General features: G+C 59.7%; 12 protein-coding genes. 5 read left to right on the plus strand and 7 right to left on the minus strand.

What is annotated here, in order from left to right:
• Nucleotides 1-101 precede the first annotated feature (101 nt).
• Nucleotides 102-1,634 (minus strand): cysteine--tRNA ligase, encoded by a 1,533-nt coding sequence (gene cysS / locus BW995_RS15145; RefSeq protein WP_076401229.1) that lies wholly within the window; start codon nt 1,632-1,634, stop codon nt 102-104.
• 170 nt (nt 1,635-1,804) lie between these two features.
• On the opposite strand from cysS, the gene BW995_RS15150 reads away from it, so the two are divergent.
• From BW995_RS15150 to BW995_RS15160, 3 genes are all read left to right on the plus strand, one after another.
• Complete coding sequence (locus BW995_RS15150) at nt 1,805-3,142, plus strand: solute carrier family 23 protein (RefSeq protein ID WP_076401230.1); 1,338 nt, start codon at nt 1,805-1,807, stop codon at nt 3,140-3,142.
• A 410-nt stretch (nt 3,143-3,552) separates the two neighbouring features.
• Complete coding sequence (locus BW995_RS15155) at nt 3,553-3,744, plus strand: hypothetical protein (protein ID WP_076401231.1); 192 nt, start codon at nt 3,553-3,555, stop codon at nt 3,742-3,744.
• A gap of 56 nt (nt 3,745-3,800) precedes the next feature.
• On the plus strand, nt 3,801-4,793 hold the full coding sequence (locus tag BW995_RS15160; RefSeq protein ID WP_084194884.1) for a lysine-2,3-aminomutase-like protein: 993 nt from the start codon (nt 3,801-3,803) through the stop codon (nt 4,791-4,793).
• 339 nt (nt 4,794-5,132) lie between these two features.
• Here BW995_RS15160 and BW995_RS15165 read toward each other — a convergent pair whose 3' ends face one another.
• From BW995_RS15165 to BW995_RS15175, 3 genes are all read right to left on the minus strand, one after another.
• Nucleotides 5,133-5,564: a DUF423 domain-containing protein gene (locus BW995_RS15165; protein WP_076401233.1), complete on the minus strand. Its 432-nt coding sequence runs from the start codon at nt 5,562-5,564 to the stop codon at nt 5,133-5,135.
• 840 nt (nt 5,565-6,404) lie between these two features.
• Nucleotides 6,405-7,358: a diguanylate cyclase domain-containing protein gene (locus BW995_RS15170; protein ID WP_217696105.1), complete on the minus strand. Its 954-nt coding sequence runs from the start codon at nt 7,356-7,358 to the stop codon at nt 6,405-6,407.
• Between the two features lie 111 nt (nt 7,359-7,469).
• Nucleotides 7,470-10,178 carry an ATP-binding protein gene (locus BW995_RS15175; protein WP_076401234.1) on the minus strand — a complete coding sequence of 903 codons (2,709 nt, stop codon included), beginning with the start codon at nt 10,176-10,178 and terminating at the stop codon, nt 7,470-7,472.
• Between the two features lie 326 nt (nt 10,179-10,504).
• Between BW995_RS15175 and BW995_RS15180 the strand changes: the two genes are divergently transcribed.
• Together BW995_RS15180 and BW995_RS15185 are read left to right on the plus strand one after the other, a co-directional pair.
• Nucleotides 10,505-11,425, plus strand: coding sequence for a GAF domain-containing protein (locus BW995_RS15180; RefSeq protein WP_076401235.1), 921 nt, complete (start codon nt 10,505-10,507; stop codon nt 11,423-11,425).
• 133 nt (nt 11,426-11,558) lie between these two features.
• The gene (locus BW995_RS15185) at nt 11,559-13,289 is read left to right on the plus strand and encodes a putative bifunctional diguanylate cyclase/phosphodiesterase (protein WP_076401236.1); all 1,731 of its coding nucleotides are present in this window, start codon (nt 11,559-11,561) and stop codon (nt 13,287-13,289) included.
• Nucleotides 13,290-13,401: 112 nt separating this feature from the next.
• Here BW995_RS15185 and BW995_RS15190 read toward each other — a convergent pair whose 3' ends face one another.
• The 3 genes from BW995_RS15190 to BW995_RS15200 all read right to left on the minus strand — a co-directional run bounded on the left by BW995_RS15190 (nt 13,402) and on the right by BW995_RS15200 (nt 16,092).
• Nucleotides 13,402-14,085: a LuxR C-terminal-related transcriptional regulator gene (locus BW995_RS15190; protein ID WP_076401237.1), complete on the minus strand. Its 684-nt coding sequence runs from the start codon at nt 14,083-14,085 to the stop codon at nt 13,402-13,404.
• 221 nt (nt 14,086-14,306) lie between these two features.
• Nucleotides 14,307-15,536 (minus strand): NnrS family protein, encoded by a 1,230-nt coding sequence (locus tag BW995_RS15195; RefSeq protein WP_076401238.1) that lies wholly within the window; start codon nt 15,534-15,536, stop codon nt 14,307-14,309.
• Nucleotides 15,537-15,792: 256 nt separating this feature from the next.
• Nucleotides 15,793-16,092 (minus strand): LysE family translocator, encoded by a 300-nt coding sequence (locus BW995_RS15200; protein WP_076401239.1) that lies wholly within the window; start codon nt 16,090-16,092, stop codon nt 15,793-15,795.
• Nucleotides 16,093-16,129 lie beyond the last annotated feature (37 nt).

A 16,129-nucleotide genomic window follows, 5' to 3' on the forward strand; every position in this document is an offset into this window, starting at 1 on the left:
ATGCCCCCAAGCCCCCATTTTTCTTTCACTATCAAGTCAATGGGGTCCGGGGCCTTAAGGCCCCGGCGAGGTGTGGAGCAGCGCTCCACGATCCTGTTTTTTTAGGCACCTGCCACCACCCATTCCCATTCGGTGCCGGTCGGGCCGTCCTTGATGGCGACCCCGGCTTCGGCCAGTTGGTCGCGCAGGCGGTCGGAGGCTGCAAAATCCTTGGCCTTGCGGGCTTCGGTGCGTTGGGCGATCAACGCATTGATCTCCTCGTCGCTGATGGTTGCCGACGCCGGGCGCAGGGCAAGGTCGGCAGGGTCGGTCACCAGCAGGTTCAGGCCCAGCACCAGATCATACAGCGCCACCAGACGCAGGGCCTGCTCGGCGGGCATCTTTTTGTGGTCGAGAATTTCGCCCAGCTTGACCAGCACCTGCGGGGTGTGCAGGTCATTGGAAATTGCCTGATCCAGCGCGTTGACATAGCCGGTCAGGGCGCGGTCCAGTCCGGCGCACAGGGCGTTGCGGATATAGGTGAACGGGCCGCCACTCTGATATTTTGCTTCGCTGGCGATGCGCAGCCAGTCCGCCGGGCCGACCTCATCGCGCAGGCGCTGCACGCGCAGCAGCATCCGGCGCAGGTTGGCGCGGGAGCCATCAAGGGCTTCCCAGGTGAATTCCAGATTGGAGCGGTACGAGGCGGTCAGCAGGAACAGGCGATAGACCAGCGGGTGGATGCCACGGTCAACCAGCGTTTGCAAGGTCAGGAAGTTGCCCTTGGACTTCGACATTTTTTCTGAATCGCGCAGGACCAGAAATTCGTTGTGCATCCACCAGTTGGCACCGGGGTGATCGGTGCAGGCATGGGCCTGGTTCTGGGCAATTTCGTTGCAGTGGTGAACCTGACGGTGATCAATGCCGCCGGTGTGGATGTCAAACATCTTGCCGAGGTACTTGGTTGACATCACCGAGCATTCCAGATGCCAGCCCGGTGCGCCGATCCCCCACGGGGTATGCCATTCCATCAGGCGCTGCTTGTCGGTCGGGCTGAAACGCCAGACGGCAAAGTCACTGGGGTTGCGCTTGCCATCGGGGCCGGAAACGCGCTTGCCAGCTTCTTGCCCTTCCAGATCCAGCAGACCCAGCTTGCCATAGGAGGCGACCTTCGAGGTGTCGAAATACACCCCGTCTTCCAGCGTGTAGGTCACGCCCTGATCTTCCAGCTTTTGCGCGAAGGCGATCATTTCCTGAATGTGGTCGGTGGCCTTGGACCAGATCGACGGCGACATGATGTTCAGGCGGCCCAGATCGCGCTGGAACGCCTCGGTGTAATGGGCCGCGATGTCCCACACGGTCCGCTTTTGCTGTTCGGCGGCCTTTTCCATCTTGTCATCGCCTTCGTCGGCGTCCGAGGTCAGATGGCCAACATCGGTGATGTTGATGACGTGGGTGACGTCATAGCCTTTCCACGCCAGCGTGCGGCGCAGGGTGTCAACGAACACATAGGCGCGCAGGTTGCCGATGTGGGCGTAGTTATAGACTGTCGGACCACAGCTGTAGACTCGCACATGCTCGGGGTCGATGGGGACGAACTCGGACAGTTCGCGGCCATAGGAGTTGAAGAGCATTAAGGGATGAGTCTTCGTCATGATCCTGACTTTGCTTTTTGGCAGAGGAAACAAGGTGGGCCGTACCATCGCATGAACGATCAGGCAGGGCAATCATCTCCCCATTGAGATGGACGGGAATTTGCGGCAGGTTAGCGCCCAATCTGGCAGGAGGATACTCCTTGCCGCTCCCCCAAAAACGGAGACGTTCCATGGCTTCCGCCACCAGACCCGATGGTGCTGCCCCCGCTGCAGCACCGGATATCGTGCTGGACATTCATGAAAAGCCCTCTCTGGCCGCCTGGCTGCCGTTGTCGGCCCAGCACCTGTTTGCCATGTTCGGTGCCACCATTCTGGTGCCCTACCTGACCGGCCTTAGTCCGTCAGTGGCGCTGGTCACCAGCGGCATCGGGACATTGCTGTATATCGTCTGTACCCGTGGCCGTATCCCGGCCTATCTGGGCTCTTCCTTTGCCTTTATTGCGCCGTTGATTGCCGGGACGCAGATCGCGGGCGTTGAAGGGGCGCTGGTCGCGGCCGCCCTGTCGGGCGTGGTGTATATCATCGTCGCCTTCTTTATCTGGCGGGCGGGCATTGACTGGCTGCTGGCGCTGCTGCCGCCGGTGGTGGTCGGCCCGGTGATCATGTGTATTGGTCTGTCCCTTGCGCCGGTGGCGGTGGGCATGGCGATGAATGATCCGCTGACCAAGGCCTATTCGACGACCCATCTTGGCATTGCCCTGTTTACGCTGGCGGTGACCATCGGTGCGACGATGTTCCTGCGCGGGGTGTTTGCTCTGGTGCCGGTGCTGTTCGGGATCATTGCCGGGTATACTGCCTCGATTGCTGCCGGGCTGGTGGATTTCAGCACCGTGATCAATGCGCCGCTGTTTGCCATGCCGGCCTTTACCATTCCCGGTGTGACCGGGCCGTTCACCGTCTCGCTGTCGGCCATCCTGATCATTGCGCCGGTGGCACTGGTGACCATTACCGAACATCTGGGCGACCAGATGGTGCTGTCAAAGGTGACCGGGCGGAATTTTCTGGTCGAACCGGGGTTGCACCGTTCGATTCTGGGCGATGGTCTGGCCACTGCTCTGGCCGGGATGCTGGGCGGGCCGCCGAACACCACCTATGGCGAAAACGTCGGGGTGATTGCCATTACCCGCGTGATGAGCGTATGGGTGATCGGTGGTGCCGCCGTGCTGGCGACCTTGTTCGGGTTTCTGGGCAGCGTGTCGGCCCTGATCCAGACCGTGCCGACCGCTGTCATGGGCGGGGTGTCGATGCTGTTGTTCGGGGTGATTGCCAGTTCCGGCCTGCGCATGCTGATTGACCGGCATGTCGATCTGGGGCGCAAGCGGAACCTGATCATCGTGTCGGTGATTCTGGTGATGGGGATTGGCAAGGTGGAACTGAGTCTGGGATCGGCGTTCACCATTTCGAACATCGCTCTGGCGACGCTGGTTGGTGTTGTGTTGAACCTGATCCTGCCGGGTCGGGACAAGGCCGACAAGGGTGGCTCGATCTTCCAGAAGACCGAAGCCTGATCTGCCAGCCCCTTGCGGCAGAAGCCTCTATTCCCAACTTTTTTTCTGGGTTATGGCGAGCCTGTGATCGTGTCGAGGGCCTCCGTGCGGCCCTCGACGGGTGCGGGGTGACGCGAGCCTGTGTTTTTCCGCTCCGGGAGTGTGCGATTCGCCTTGCTCTCGCACGGGCTACACCCTGAGACAACTTATTCACTAGTGGAATTGCCTGTTATCGACCAATGGGGGCGGAAATTATCCAGATTTCTGTTATGGTTGGGTCATTTACGCCTCTGGGGTGTAGAAGTCCCTTCCCATGACTGTTTTCTTGCGCCACAGTGATCCCCGGCGGGTCATTTCCTGCTGACGGGCCCCTGAAAGCGTTTGCAGGCCCGGACTCGAGCGCCCATACCCCCGTGCCCGGGAGAGACGACATGGCAATGGATACCTCTGCTCCCCTTTCTGACGATGAGCTGGATGATATCCTGCTGGCATTTGAAAGCTTTGGCAGCGTGGCCGCCCAAGCAATAAAGTCAGATATTCCGGCGCGGACGGCGATGGAAGAGCGGGATGGCTGCATCGTCCTGCGGCCCGATTTCGGAAAGCCCCACCATTCCCGCCTTTAAGCCGCCGTTTGATTGCCCCTTGATTTCAGCGCGAGAGGGGCGTACCTCAAGCCATCATGACTGAACAGCGCGCTCTGCCATTCCAGGTTTCCCAAGCGGAAGGCCTGTCATCCTCTGCCCCTTCTGTCGATCTGGAGGCTGTTGCGGCACGCTATGCCGTGCGCACAACTCCGTTTCTTGATCAGTTGATGGCCAATGCGCCGCCAGAGAATCCGCTGGTTCGCCAGTTCCAGCCATCGGTCGCCGAGCTGTACGATGCCCCGGATGATCTGGCTGATCCGATCGGGGACGATGTCAAAAGTCCCTTGCCGGGTATTGTCCATCGCTATCCTGACCGGGTGCTGCTGAAGCCGATCCATGTCTGTGCTGCCTATTGCCGCTTTTGCTTTCGGCGGGAGCAGGTGGGACCGGGTGGCGACGCCCTCAATGATCAGGAGCTGGAACGGGCACTGGACTATATCCGGCAAACGCCTGCCGTGTGGGAAGTGGTCCTGACGGGCGGCGATCCCCTGCTGCTGTCACCCCGGCGGTTGCGGCGGATCATGCAGGCACTGGAAGACATCCCGCACGTCGAGGTTTTGCGCATTCACAGCCGCTTGCCGGTCCATGATCCACACAAGATCAACCGCGAGATGATGGATGCGTTGGCCGGGGAGGGGCGTGATCCCGAACGGCTGGCCCTGTGGATGGCGGTTCACATCAACCACCGGCAGGAGCTGGCGCCCGAGGTGGTGCAGGCCCTGCGCCGGATGCAGGTGGCGGGCATTCCGTTGATCTCGCAGACTGTGTTGTTGCGGGGAGTCAATGATGACCCGCAGGCCCTGTGTGATCTGTTTCGCGGGCTGGTGCGCCATGGGGTAAAACCCTATTATCTGCATCATCCCGACCCGGCTCCGGGAACCAGCCATTTCCGCCTGAGTCTCGATGAAGGGCGGGCAATCGTGCGGGCAGTCCATGCCCAACTGTCAGGTCTGGCCCGGCCAACCTACATTCTCGATCGTCCGGAAGGGGCGGGCAAGGTACACATCAGCCTGTATGACGGGGTTTAGATCAGCGTACGTTAAAGCTGACGCCACAGTACACGACAGTTGTGCAACAGGATCATGGAGCGCTCCTCCACACCTCGCTGGGGCCAGTCGGCCCCAGACCCCCTTAACGTGATATTGAAAGAAAAATGGGGGTTCGGGGCCTCAGGCCCCGAGCGGTTCAGGCGGCAGCCTGCACTTTCTTGCCAACTGTCGTGTCCTGTGATCTCACGCAGGCACGCTGGTCTAACCTTTTGATTTGTCGCAGTGAGCGCAAAACCGGCACCACTTTTGCGCTCACTGCTCCAGGTCCGTTCTTTGGACCAGTGTTGCGTCAAGTGTGACGCACGTACACTGCCCTCCCTATTTTCCGTCTTTCACAGGGGTACGGCGCAGAACCTGAATGCCGACCGGAAACAGCAGCAGCCACGCCAGAATCAGCGAGGTTCCGCCATAGGGGGCAACCGGACCCGCTGCAATTCCGCCAAGGGCAATGGCATAGAGAGCACCGCAAAACAAGGTGGTCCCGATGGCCAGCAAGGCCCCGCTCGCCGCCAGCCAGCAACCGGCAATCCGGGCCAGAGGGCTGAGGGAGCCGATGGCAACGGCCAGCAGGGCAACAGCATGGATCAATTGATAACGGGTAGCTTTTTCCATCAGGTCGAGGATGGCGGCAGGCTGATCGGCCAGCCCATGGGCGGCGTAGGCTCCCAGTCCGACGGACAAGGCTCCGTGGATGCCTGCGACAAGAAACCAGAGGCCGGCGAGCTTTTGTACAAGGCGATGCGAAATCATGGAGGGGCGTCCTTCCAGAGCGAGAGCATTATGCGAAAATTGGCTTTCGCTTTTCGCGCAATGCTCTGAGACCGCCTGTGGTCATAGCATGGCTGGGCAGAGAGCCCCACAGTAGAGTTGTTTTAAAATCATTAAAAAATGATGTCCCCCCACGGATCTCCGGCATTTACCGCGCCTGACCCGACAGGCAAAAAAAAAGGCGGGACCACGGGGCCCCGCCATAAAGTGCGCTCTTGAGGGAAAGAGGATACCGATACCGTCAGCGTTCCCAAGTGAGCCTTCCGACCCCTGCATGGGTGGACGCTCTGAACTGTTTGGGTGCTCCCCGGTAAAAACACAGTGGCAGAACGGAGGGCGCATTTATGTGACAGCCATCACAGAATCACATCTTTTCAATACTTTTTGTCTTTTTGACGAGACGATATATGTCCGAATGGACAACAATAATGAACGTGTGCCCTTGTGGATTTTTGCTGAGGGTGTTTTTCTGCTTTTTATGTTTAGAGCTGTGAGCCTTGAATGTGAATCCACAGTACACGGCAGTAAGGAAACAAGGACGTGGAGCGCTGCTCCACACCTCGCTGGGGCGGTTAGGCCCTGGACCGCATTGATTTGATTTTTAAAGAAAAATGGGGGCTTGGGGGGCATCGCCACCAAACGGGTTCGGGCGGTAGCCCGCACTGATCCCGCCAACTGTCGTGTGCCATGATGTGACTCATGCTCACAGCGCTAGATCAGCGTGCGTTAAATCTGATGCAGGCACGCTGATCTAGCCTTTTGTATTGCCGCATTGTTTTTGCGAAAACTTGTTCCCGTTTTTCGGGCAATGCTCTGGTTTGTTCAACCAAAAAGCTCGTTGCCTTCGACGCAATTGCGGCCATTGTTTTTCGCCATTTCCAGCTGCTCTTTGGCGCGGGAGATCAGTTGGAATGGCATCATGTCAAGGCTGGGAACACAGGTGCTGACCCCGCACGAAATGGTGACGGAATGTTCGTCATTATCCGGCAATGGATAGGGAATGGACAGGGCTTCAACGGCAGAGCGTGCCTGTTCGGCCAACTGGATGGCGCCTTCCAGTTCGGTGTCGGGCAGAATGGCGATAAAGACTTTGCCATCATAGCGGGCGGCCATGTCACCGGGGCGGCAGAGGTATCCGGCAATGGTCCGCGCTACTTTACGCAGGCAATCGTCGCCTTTGAGATGGCCGTGGCTGAGATTGTATTCCTTGAACTGATCCAGGCTGACCATGAAAATGGAGATCGGTGATCCAGACCGCTGGCAGCGGCGCCATTCACTGGCCAGCGCATCGTCAGCACGGCGTTTGTTGGGCAGGCCGGTCAGGCCGTCAACCTGGCTCATGTCCCGCAACAGGTCGCGCTGGCGTTTGAATTCGATGTGATTGCGCACACGAGCCCGCACGATGGGGGGGCTGAGGGGTTTGACGAAATAGTCAATGGCCCCCATTTCCAGCCCGCGCGCCTCATCTTTTTCTTCCCCCAGTGCCGAGACAAAGATGATCGGAATATCACGGGTATCAGGCAATTCGCGCAGGATGCAGCAAATCTGATAGCCGTCCATTTCCGGCAGCATGATGTCAAGCAGGATCAGGTCCGGCTTTTTCTCTTTGGCCATGCGGACTGCATCAGGACCATTCGTGGCGAAAATGATCTCGTGATCGTCGCGCAGAATGTTGCTGAGCATATGAATGTTGGAGGGCACGTCATCGACAACCAGAATACGCCCACCCGTGATGGACCCGGTTGATGCCAGCCGTTGTTCCTGCGGTAGTTCCACGCTGTTTATCCTCAAAGCATTCCCCGGATCGGGAACAATCCGGGCGTGGCAAGAGCCTGTTGGGGAAGGGCTGTCACGCGCGTGCAGCGCCTTTTTTCCTTAAGGAATAGACTAAGGTGCCGTTGGTGGAATTTCCAGCCCCATGGCGACTTCCATCAAAATCTTTAGCGCGCGGGCATAATCCAGCCGCTGGATGGCCCGGCCCAGATCCCGGATCAGGGCTTCGCCCGCCAGTGCGACCAGATCGGGCCGGATGTGCTGATACAGGTCGTTGGCGGCCATGCTGTTATCGTTCAGCAAGGCGTACAGGCGGGCAAATTCAGCGCGGAATTGTGGGGTTGTACCTGCTTTGGCGGCGGCCGTCGCCGGTGCCGGGGGCGGGGTGGGCGGTTCTGGCGGGCGGGGCGGTACATGATTCTGGATGTGCCGCCGCAGAGCCTCGATGGCGTACAGGCTGAGGGCCAGTTGACGCCGCAAAGGCACCAGAACACCGACGGTGCCTTCCCGATCTTCTGCCCGTGCCAGCCGCATGACACTTTCGGCCGCGCGTGCCAGATTGGAGGCCCCAAGGTTGGCGGCACTGCCCTTCAGGGTGTGGGCAATGGCAGCAACCTGCCCGAGGCTTCCCTCCTCGGTCAGTTTGTTCATCTGGGGAATGAGGTTGGCATTGCTGTCTTCAAATTGCTCCAGCAGGGATAGAAACAGCTCGCCGTCACCATCCAGCCGGTGCAGGGCAGCCACCACATCCAGCCCGGCCAAAGACGCCATTGGCAGGTTTTTGGCCCAGGCGGGCAAGGGGGGAGGATTGGCCGGAGACGTGCGCGCCGGTGCCGGTGCCGGATCATCAAAATCCTGCAACGGCAGGGAACTGACACTAAGGGCCGCCATTTCGGCCAGCTCCACCGGCTTTCCTGCGGCCGCGCGGAACGACAAGGGGCGGTGACGCTCCTCGGGCGGAGGTGATGGGGTTTTGGGAGAAGTGCTGCCGACCACCAGAATTTCATCGTCGTCTTCATCCTGAAGATCATCGTTCTGAAGGGGCGGCAGAGAAAGGGTCAGCTCCAGCGGAGGCTCGTCGTCCTCCTCCTCGTTATCGGTGTTTTCGTCTCCGTCACCCTGCCCGTCCTCCTCAGTCCAGGAGAGCAGGGGCTTGTCCTGCACTGTATCTTCTGCATCCAGCTCATCCATCAGGCCAAGAAATTCTTCGATACTGGCAAGAGAGGGATCATCAGTGCCATGCGGGTCGGCGTCAACAGGGGGCAGGACTCCGGAGGGGGGCGGGAGGGGGAGTGTGTCGACAGGCGGGGGCAGGTCAATCGCCGAGACAGGCTGAAATTCAAGGGTAAATTCAAAGGTGGAGCCTTCGCCGGGACGGCTGTAGACACTGATGGCTCCCCCCATCATCGCCACCAGCCGCGAGGCCAGAGCCAGCCCCAGACCGGTGCCGCCATAGCGGCGGGTGCGCGAGCTGTCAGCCTGCTGGAACAACTGGAACAGGTCGGCCTGCTGGTCCTGCGACATGCCGATGCCCGTATCCTTGACCATGAAACGGATCCGCACCCCTTGAGGGTCTTGGCCCATCACCTGTACGGCCAGCGAGACCAGGCCCTTTGGGGTGAATTTGATCCCGTTGCCCAGCAGGTTGACCAGAACCTGTTGCAGACGGAAACGGTCGGCCAGAACGGCGGGCGGCAGGTTGTCCGGCAGATCGAGCTGAAGGTCCAGTCCCTGATCATGGGCCAGCGGCTGCAAGGCCGAGATCAATTCACCGATTGCATCATCAAGGGCAACCGGAGACAGGATCAGCTCCAGCCGACCAGCCTCCAGAGCGGAAACGTCAAGGATATCGTTGAGGACGCTGAGCAGTGACTGGCTGGCCGCGGTCAGGCGGGCCACGATTTCCTTTTGACGGCCTGACAGGGAGGTCTGTTCCAGAACGTGCAACAGGCCGGCCACAGCGTTCATCGGCGTGCGGATTTCGTGGCCGATGTTGACCAGAAAGGATGTTTTGGCGCGGTTGCCTGCCTCGGCGTGATGGCGGGCGTTCTGGGCCGTTTGTTCGGCGGTTTTCTGGTCGCTGATGTCGGTCAACAGGCCGATGACGCCCAGAATGGTCCCATCGGCATCCCGCAAGGGCCGTTTGTCTTCACGGACGTGCATCCGGCGTCCGTGCAGGTCAAGGACCATTTCGCGCTGTTCAGGACGGCCGGACGACAGGATGCGCTGGTCTTCATCGGTTCGTTCGCGGGCGGTGGTACGATCAAACACATCATCGTCGCGCAATCCGATCAGCTCTTCGGGGGCGCGTCCGACCGTATCGGCAAAGGCTCGATTGGCGGCGACATAGCGGGACTGACGATCCTTGCAGTACAGCCCCACCGGCAAGCCGGCGATCAGGCGGTCATAGCGAAAGGCGGCGTCTTCGGCGGCGTCAATCCGCTGGTGAAAGCCGGACAGGTCACGATGGGAAACGACGGCCATGGCATCGTGGACGGCAACATGAATCTCGAGGTGAAGGCTGGGGGAGCCCTGATCCGGGGCGGGCCAGCGCACCATGATGGTGGCGTCCAGGCTGCGTCCTTCCAGCACGTCACAGATTTGCCCGACAGCCGAGGCGAGCGTCAGGCGATCATCGGCTGGCAGGCTCGGGTCACCGGCCAGTCGGCGCAACAGGTCGAGGTAATTGCTTTCTCCGCGAGCCTGTGGGCACAGGCTGTACCAGCTTCGCGTACAGGCGGCCATCGTGCCTTCGGCGTCGATGACGACAGTGGCGCCGGGGATGGCGTCGAGGATGGCCCATTGGCCTGTGGCGTGGATCACAGTGCCTCCTGACGGCATGGGGTGGGAAATGAAAGCAAAAAGAAGGTCATAGTATAGTCAGCAAGGGTTCAGGGACAGAAGAGGATTTTGCATCCTGCACCCTGGCGGAGCAGGAGGGTACCATGGCAGGCCGGATGCGATTGCAATGCGGGCCGGAGTTTTGAATTTGCAATGCAGAATGGGAATTTTAGTGAATTTTCCGTGTCCGGGAAATGCCAATGCATTGATTGGGTAGCGAAATCTTTCTGGCCCGATTTTTGCTGTTCACTATGAACACTGCTTTCCTATACCCACGCGGCTCCCGCCCCAGCCAAAAGAGCAACACCATGAGCCATGTTCATGGACGAGAGGGTCATCACTATTTCACCGACGGGGTACCCCCGACTGCGGTCGTGTTTGCTGCCACCCAGGAAGGGGGGCTCGACGGGCCGCTGCCGGTGCCTGCCCATCTGTGGGATGAACATCTTGATCGCCTGACAACGTTGGCTGCGACCATGACCGGCTGCCCGGTTGCACGGATTTCCGTGCTGGAAGCCGATCGGGTGGTGTGCCGCTCTTCGGTCGGGGCACCACGCTTGATGGTACCGTTGGCGCAGTCATTTTGTGCCCGGTCCCGGACGCTGGTGCGGGGGGCTGGCGATGTGGTGATCAGCAACAATCCTGCCACAGATGAACGGTTCCATGATCTGGCGTTGTTGCCGCACAACGCCGGGGTCCGCTTTTATCTGGCCTATCCCCTGATGGGGTCACATGGCGAGGTGATTGGCATTTTTTCCTTGCGGGACGTTCTGCCCCACGTGATGGACGAGACGGAACTGTCTGTACTGGCGGATCTGGCGGTTCTGGCCTCCGAGCGCCTTGCCGCATTGCATCACCTGCCGCAGGAGAGTGACGGGCTGGCCGCCCTGCATCTGTCGATGATTGAGCGGACGCTCAAGGCTGGTTGCTGGTCCTATGATCCGGCGAAGGCCGAGGCGCCTGTTTCCTGGTCGCCGATCGTTGCCGGGGCGTTGCATTTACCCCCGCAGATGCCACCGTCGTATTATGCTTTTCTGCATGCCTTTCCGCTGGATGAGCGCCGCAAAATCGTCGCCTGCCTGCATCGGGCGGTTCGGCGACGGATACCCTTTACCCTCGAAGCCACGCTGCTTCCCGATGCTTCGGGGGAGTGCGGTCATGTCATGATGCATGGCGAGCCGACGGATAAGGGTGGATTTTATGGCGTTCTGTGGCCGTCAGGGACATAATTGTTCCCCATCCCTGTTATCGCTATGGAAAACACGGGAAAATTCTCATACTTTTGATTTCCTGTGCAGGCGCTCTGGTAACATCCTCAAAATGCTAATGGAGATGCCTGATACTCGTAATGGAATAGAGGCAATGTTTATTTCCGAAGAAAAGATATTGGCGGCCCGTATCCTCACCGTCGATGACAATCCGGTGAACGTTGCCTTGCTCCGCGACATGCTGGAAGCCGAGGGGTTCAGGGACGTCATCGGGACTACCAGTCCTTTTGAAGCTCTGGAGATGCTGGCCAGCGAGCAGTTCGACCTGCTGTTGCTGGATATCCGCATGCCGGGGATGGATGGCCATCAGGTGCTGGCCCGTTTGCCCGATACCGTCAAAAGCTATGTGCCGGTGATTGTGCTGACCGCACAGACCGACCCGGAAACCCGGATGCGGGCGCTGTCCGGTGGGGCGCGTGATTTTATCAGCAAGCCGTTTGATACCACCGAGGCCACCCAGCGGATACGGAACGCCATCGAGGCGCAGTTATTGTACGCCCAGCACCGCGATCAGGCAGTGATGCTGGAGCGGGAAGTTGAAAAACGGACCGCCGAACTCCGCCACATGGCAACGCACCATTCCATTACCGGCCTGCCGAACCGCGCAGGGGTGCGCCACACCCTGGCCGAATATCTGCATGATCAGCGGGGCCGACTGGTCTTTCTGGTGGTGGATGGTTTGGGGGCGGTCAATGACTCCCTTGGTCACGTGGTCGGGGAACAGGCCCTGCGCTCCGTTGGCGAACGACTGTCTGCCGCATGCCCGCCGGGGGGCTTTGTCGCCTCGTGGAGCAACAACGAATTCATTGTCATCCTGCCGCCTGACGATCAGGATTGGGAAACGATCTGCGATACCGCTTTTGCTCGCCCCTTTGCGGTGGATGGCAACGAGCTGGTGCTGGATTATGCGTCGGGTTCGGTGCAGTTTCCGCAGGATGGTGACGAAGGCGACTTGCTGATCCAGCGCGCCGGGCTGGCGATGTTCTTTGCCCGTCAGAGGGGAGTGCCCAGTTGCGCCTTCAACAGCGAACTGGAAGACACCGCCCGCCGTCGTTTGCAGTTGGAACGGGAGCTGCGCGGTGCCATCGAGCGCCGGGAGTTACAGGTCTACTACCAGCCGAAAGTCGCCTTGAGTGATGGCCGCGTGGTCGGGATGGAGGCGCTGTTGCGCTGGTTCCACCCCGAGCTGGGATTTGTCAGCCCGGTCCAGTTCATCCCGATCGCCGAGGAAACAGGGGCCATCGTCGGTATCGGGGAATGGGTGATGCGGCAGGCCTGTGCCGATACCCGCGCCTGGCATCTGGCTGGCTTTGATGATCTGGTGGTGGCGGTCAACGTTTCCGGTCGTCAGTTCGAAGCGACCGACCTGACAGGAACCGTGCTGTCGGCGCTGAAAGAAAGCGGCCTGCCCGCCAGTGCGCTGGAAGTTGAAATTACCGAAACCGCCCTGATGCGTGATCTGGAGCGGGCCCGTACGGTGCTTGGCTCGCTGCGTGATCTGGGGGTGGCGCTGGCCATTGATGACTTCGGGACCGGTTATTCCTCGCTGGCCTATTTGCGGGATCTGGCGATTGATACGCTGAAGGTGGACCAGTCGTTCGTGCGCGATCTGACCGATGACACGGATGATCAGGCCATCGTGCGCGCCATTCTGGTGATGGCCCAAAGCCTTGGGCTGTCAACGGTGGCCGAGGGCATTGAAACGCCGCGACACACGGACTTCCTGCGCCAGCATGGTTGCACGCTGGGGCAGGGATATCTGTACGCCAAGCCGATGCCGGCCTGTGATTTCAGCGCCTTTCTGAACCGTCAGCGGCGGGGATAACCGCCAGATCAGCGTGCGTTAGATTTAACGCACGCTGATCCAACCTTTTGTAGTGCCACATTGTTTTTACGAAAACCGGTTCCCACTTTTCGTACAATGCTCTAAAAACGCTCTATGCGGGGGACTGATCCCACTCTGCTTTTTTGAACAGCAGAACCGCCTGCGTCCGGCGTTCAACCCCCAACGTTTTCAGGATGCTGGTGACGTGGGATTTGACGGTTGAAATGTTCAGATGCAGCCGCTCGCCAATTTCGGCATTGGACAATCCCTCGGACAGCAAATGCAGAACCTGATGCTGGCGCTGGGTGAGGGATGGCAAATGGCTGCGGTCTGGCGGTGTCGGGCTGCCGGGCAGCGGATCATTGTTGAAATGCGGCGAGGTCAGGGCATGGGCAAGGCTGGGGGGAACGTATAATCCCCCGGCATGGACCAGCCTGATGATGGTGCCCAGCAGATTGACGTCCGTTGTCTTGGGGATGTAGGCGCTGGCCCCGTTCCCGAGGGCGCTGCGAATGTCATCGGGATGTTCCGAGGTGGTAAAAATCAGCAGCGGGGTGTCTCCGACGGCGGCCTTCAGGCGGATCATGTCGGCAGTGTTCAGGTGGGAAAAAGACGACGGACGTGGATCACAAATGACCAGATCAAAGGGTCTCAGCCCTTCCAGTACCTCGCTCGCCAATCCCGAGGATATGTCACCAGAGAGCTGGAGGGGTTCCCAGTCGGTTCCCATATCCCTGACAATCTGCGTCAAGGCCATAAGAACGATGGGATGCTGGTCCCATAATACAATGCGCATCGTCTCTTCCTAACTCGGTCCTGAGGGGCGGGTGAGGCAGCACCCGATGGCCTCTTGATCTCCTGCGGTGGGCAGCAAAGGCCTGTTCGAAGGGCGTAATGCAGGAGGCTTGTTGATTAGTACCGAAAATAGGGGAGACCAGAGTCATTCCTGAACAGCTAAAAGGTGTATCTTCTTTTTCCTTTTGTGTGGTGTTGGGTGATCTTTTTCCTGAGTAGTCCTTATTGCTTACTGGTCTTGATCAGCAGGACGGGAATGAAGTCGTAAAGAAAAACCGCATAGGCGATAGAAAACAGGGTTCCTGCAACAGACAGGGCAACCAAAGGCGAGGATGTCCACAACAGAGGCCCGACAATCCGGACCACGGCAGCACCGCCAGCCAGCAGATAGCTGAGGGACATCAGGCGTCCGGCGGTCAGGGACAGGCCGCTGTGCCCACGGCTGGCCCGCCCCATGACCCCAAGGATCAGGGTCCCTGCTGCACCGATGAAATGGGCATGCAGGGCTGCCGTCAGATCAAGAACCGGCAAGGACAGGATATCGGCGGCAGATACCATGGCATAGGCGCGCAAGGCGAACCCCAAAGCCAGCCAGCCCGCCCCCAGATGCAGGACCCACAGCAAGGGCTCGGCGGCAATGCGCCAGGGTTGCCAGCGCCACAGGCGATATCCCAGCAGAACTGCAGCCAGTGCGGCGGTTGAGGCCCGGACCAGCAGCCCGGCCTGCTCGGGCAGGGCGGTTGCCAGCAGGTCGATAAGGGCGACGGCAACGACGCTCAGAATGGTGGCCCGCTCAAGCCACGGCAATGCCTCGGGCGGGAGGACGGCCTGATGGTTGACCAGCCAGTTGCGACTGAAGGTTGGGGTGATGCGGCCACCAATGATGACCATCATCAGGACGATGATGTTGAGGGTGGTCTGACGGGCAAGACTGCCGCCATCAGCCAGTACGCCGATAATTCCCAAATGGTCTGCCAGATTGCCTGCCCACAGCAGGATCAGCAGGATCAGGAATGGCTGATTGCGTTTGGTCGGGGCTTTGAACAGGGCGCTGCCGATCAGCCAGATCAGCAGAGGCCAGAAAGCGGTATCTGCAACGATGACGGCAACCGGGGGCAGCCAGCCGGACAGCCAGAAGGCGACGCGGCCCGCCAGCCACAGCAAAACCAGTGCCAACAGCCAACGCCCTTTGACCGGTGCGGTGCCGGTCCAGTTGGGAACGGCGGTCAACAGGAACCCGGTCAGGGCTGCCGACAAAAAGCCAAACAGCATTTCATGGGCATGCCACAGGGTTGGCGGCGGAGCAATGGGGAAGGCAAGGTCATGGCCCAGACTGTTCAACCCCAGCCAGACTGCCCAGACAGTGCCACTGGCCGCAGCATGCAGGGCGGCGAGCAGGAAAAACGGGCGAAAGCCTGCTGCGAAGAAAAAGCGATACCATGAGGCGACCATCGTCTTTGACCTTGTCAGGGGTGCCGGGGAGCATCCCTGTTGTCGGCGATAAACAACGAAGCGTCCTTGACGATGGTCAAAAGCACGACGCGGGCCTGCGCAGGGCGCAAGACCACGCTACCGCCCGGACTCCCATTTTTTTCACTATCAAATGAATGGGGTCCGGGGCCTTGAGGCCCCGGCGAGGTGTGGAGCAGCGCTCCACGATCATGTTTTCTGTTTGTCGTGTGCTGCGACCTCGTTTGCGCACAACGCTCTAATTTCCCACAATCAGGGCGATGGCGATCAGGGCCATGACGCAGCCCGCCACCCGGTCAATGGCGGTTTTTGCCCTTTGATAGACCGTGCGGGCTGCTGGTGCAGAAAAGGCGATGGCAACGATGACGTACCACCCACTTTCAACGCACAGGATCATCGGGGGCAGAGCCAGCTTTTGCCCAGTCGAGGGGACTGGCGGTAACAGTGCGGCAAAGATGCCACCATAAACGATGGCTGTTTTGGGATTGCTGATCTGGGTGAGAAACGCGCTGAGGCCTGTTTTCCAGAGCGAGGCCATCGCCGGGGCACGGACGGCAGAGGGTAAATCATCTGTA

Origin of the sequence: Insolitispirillum peregrinum, assembly GCF_900156605.1 — a bacterium.
In the GTDB taxonomy this organism is placed as follows: domain Bacteria; phylum Pseudomonadota; class Alphaproteobacteria; order Rhodospirillales; family Rhodospirillaceae; genus Insolitispirillum; species Insolitispirillum peregrinum.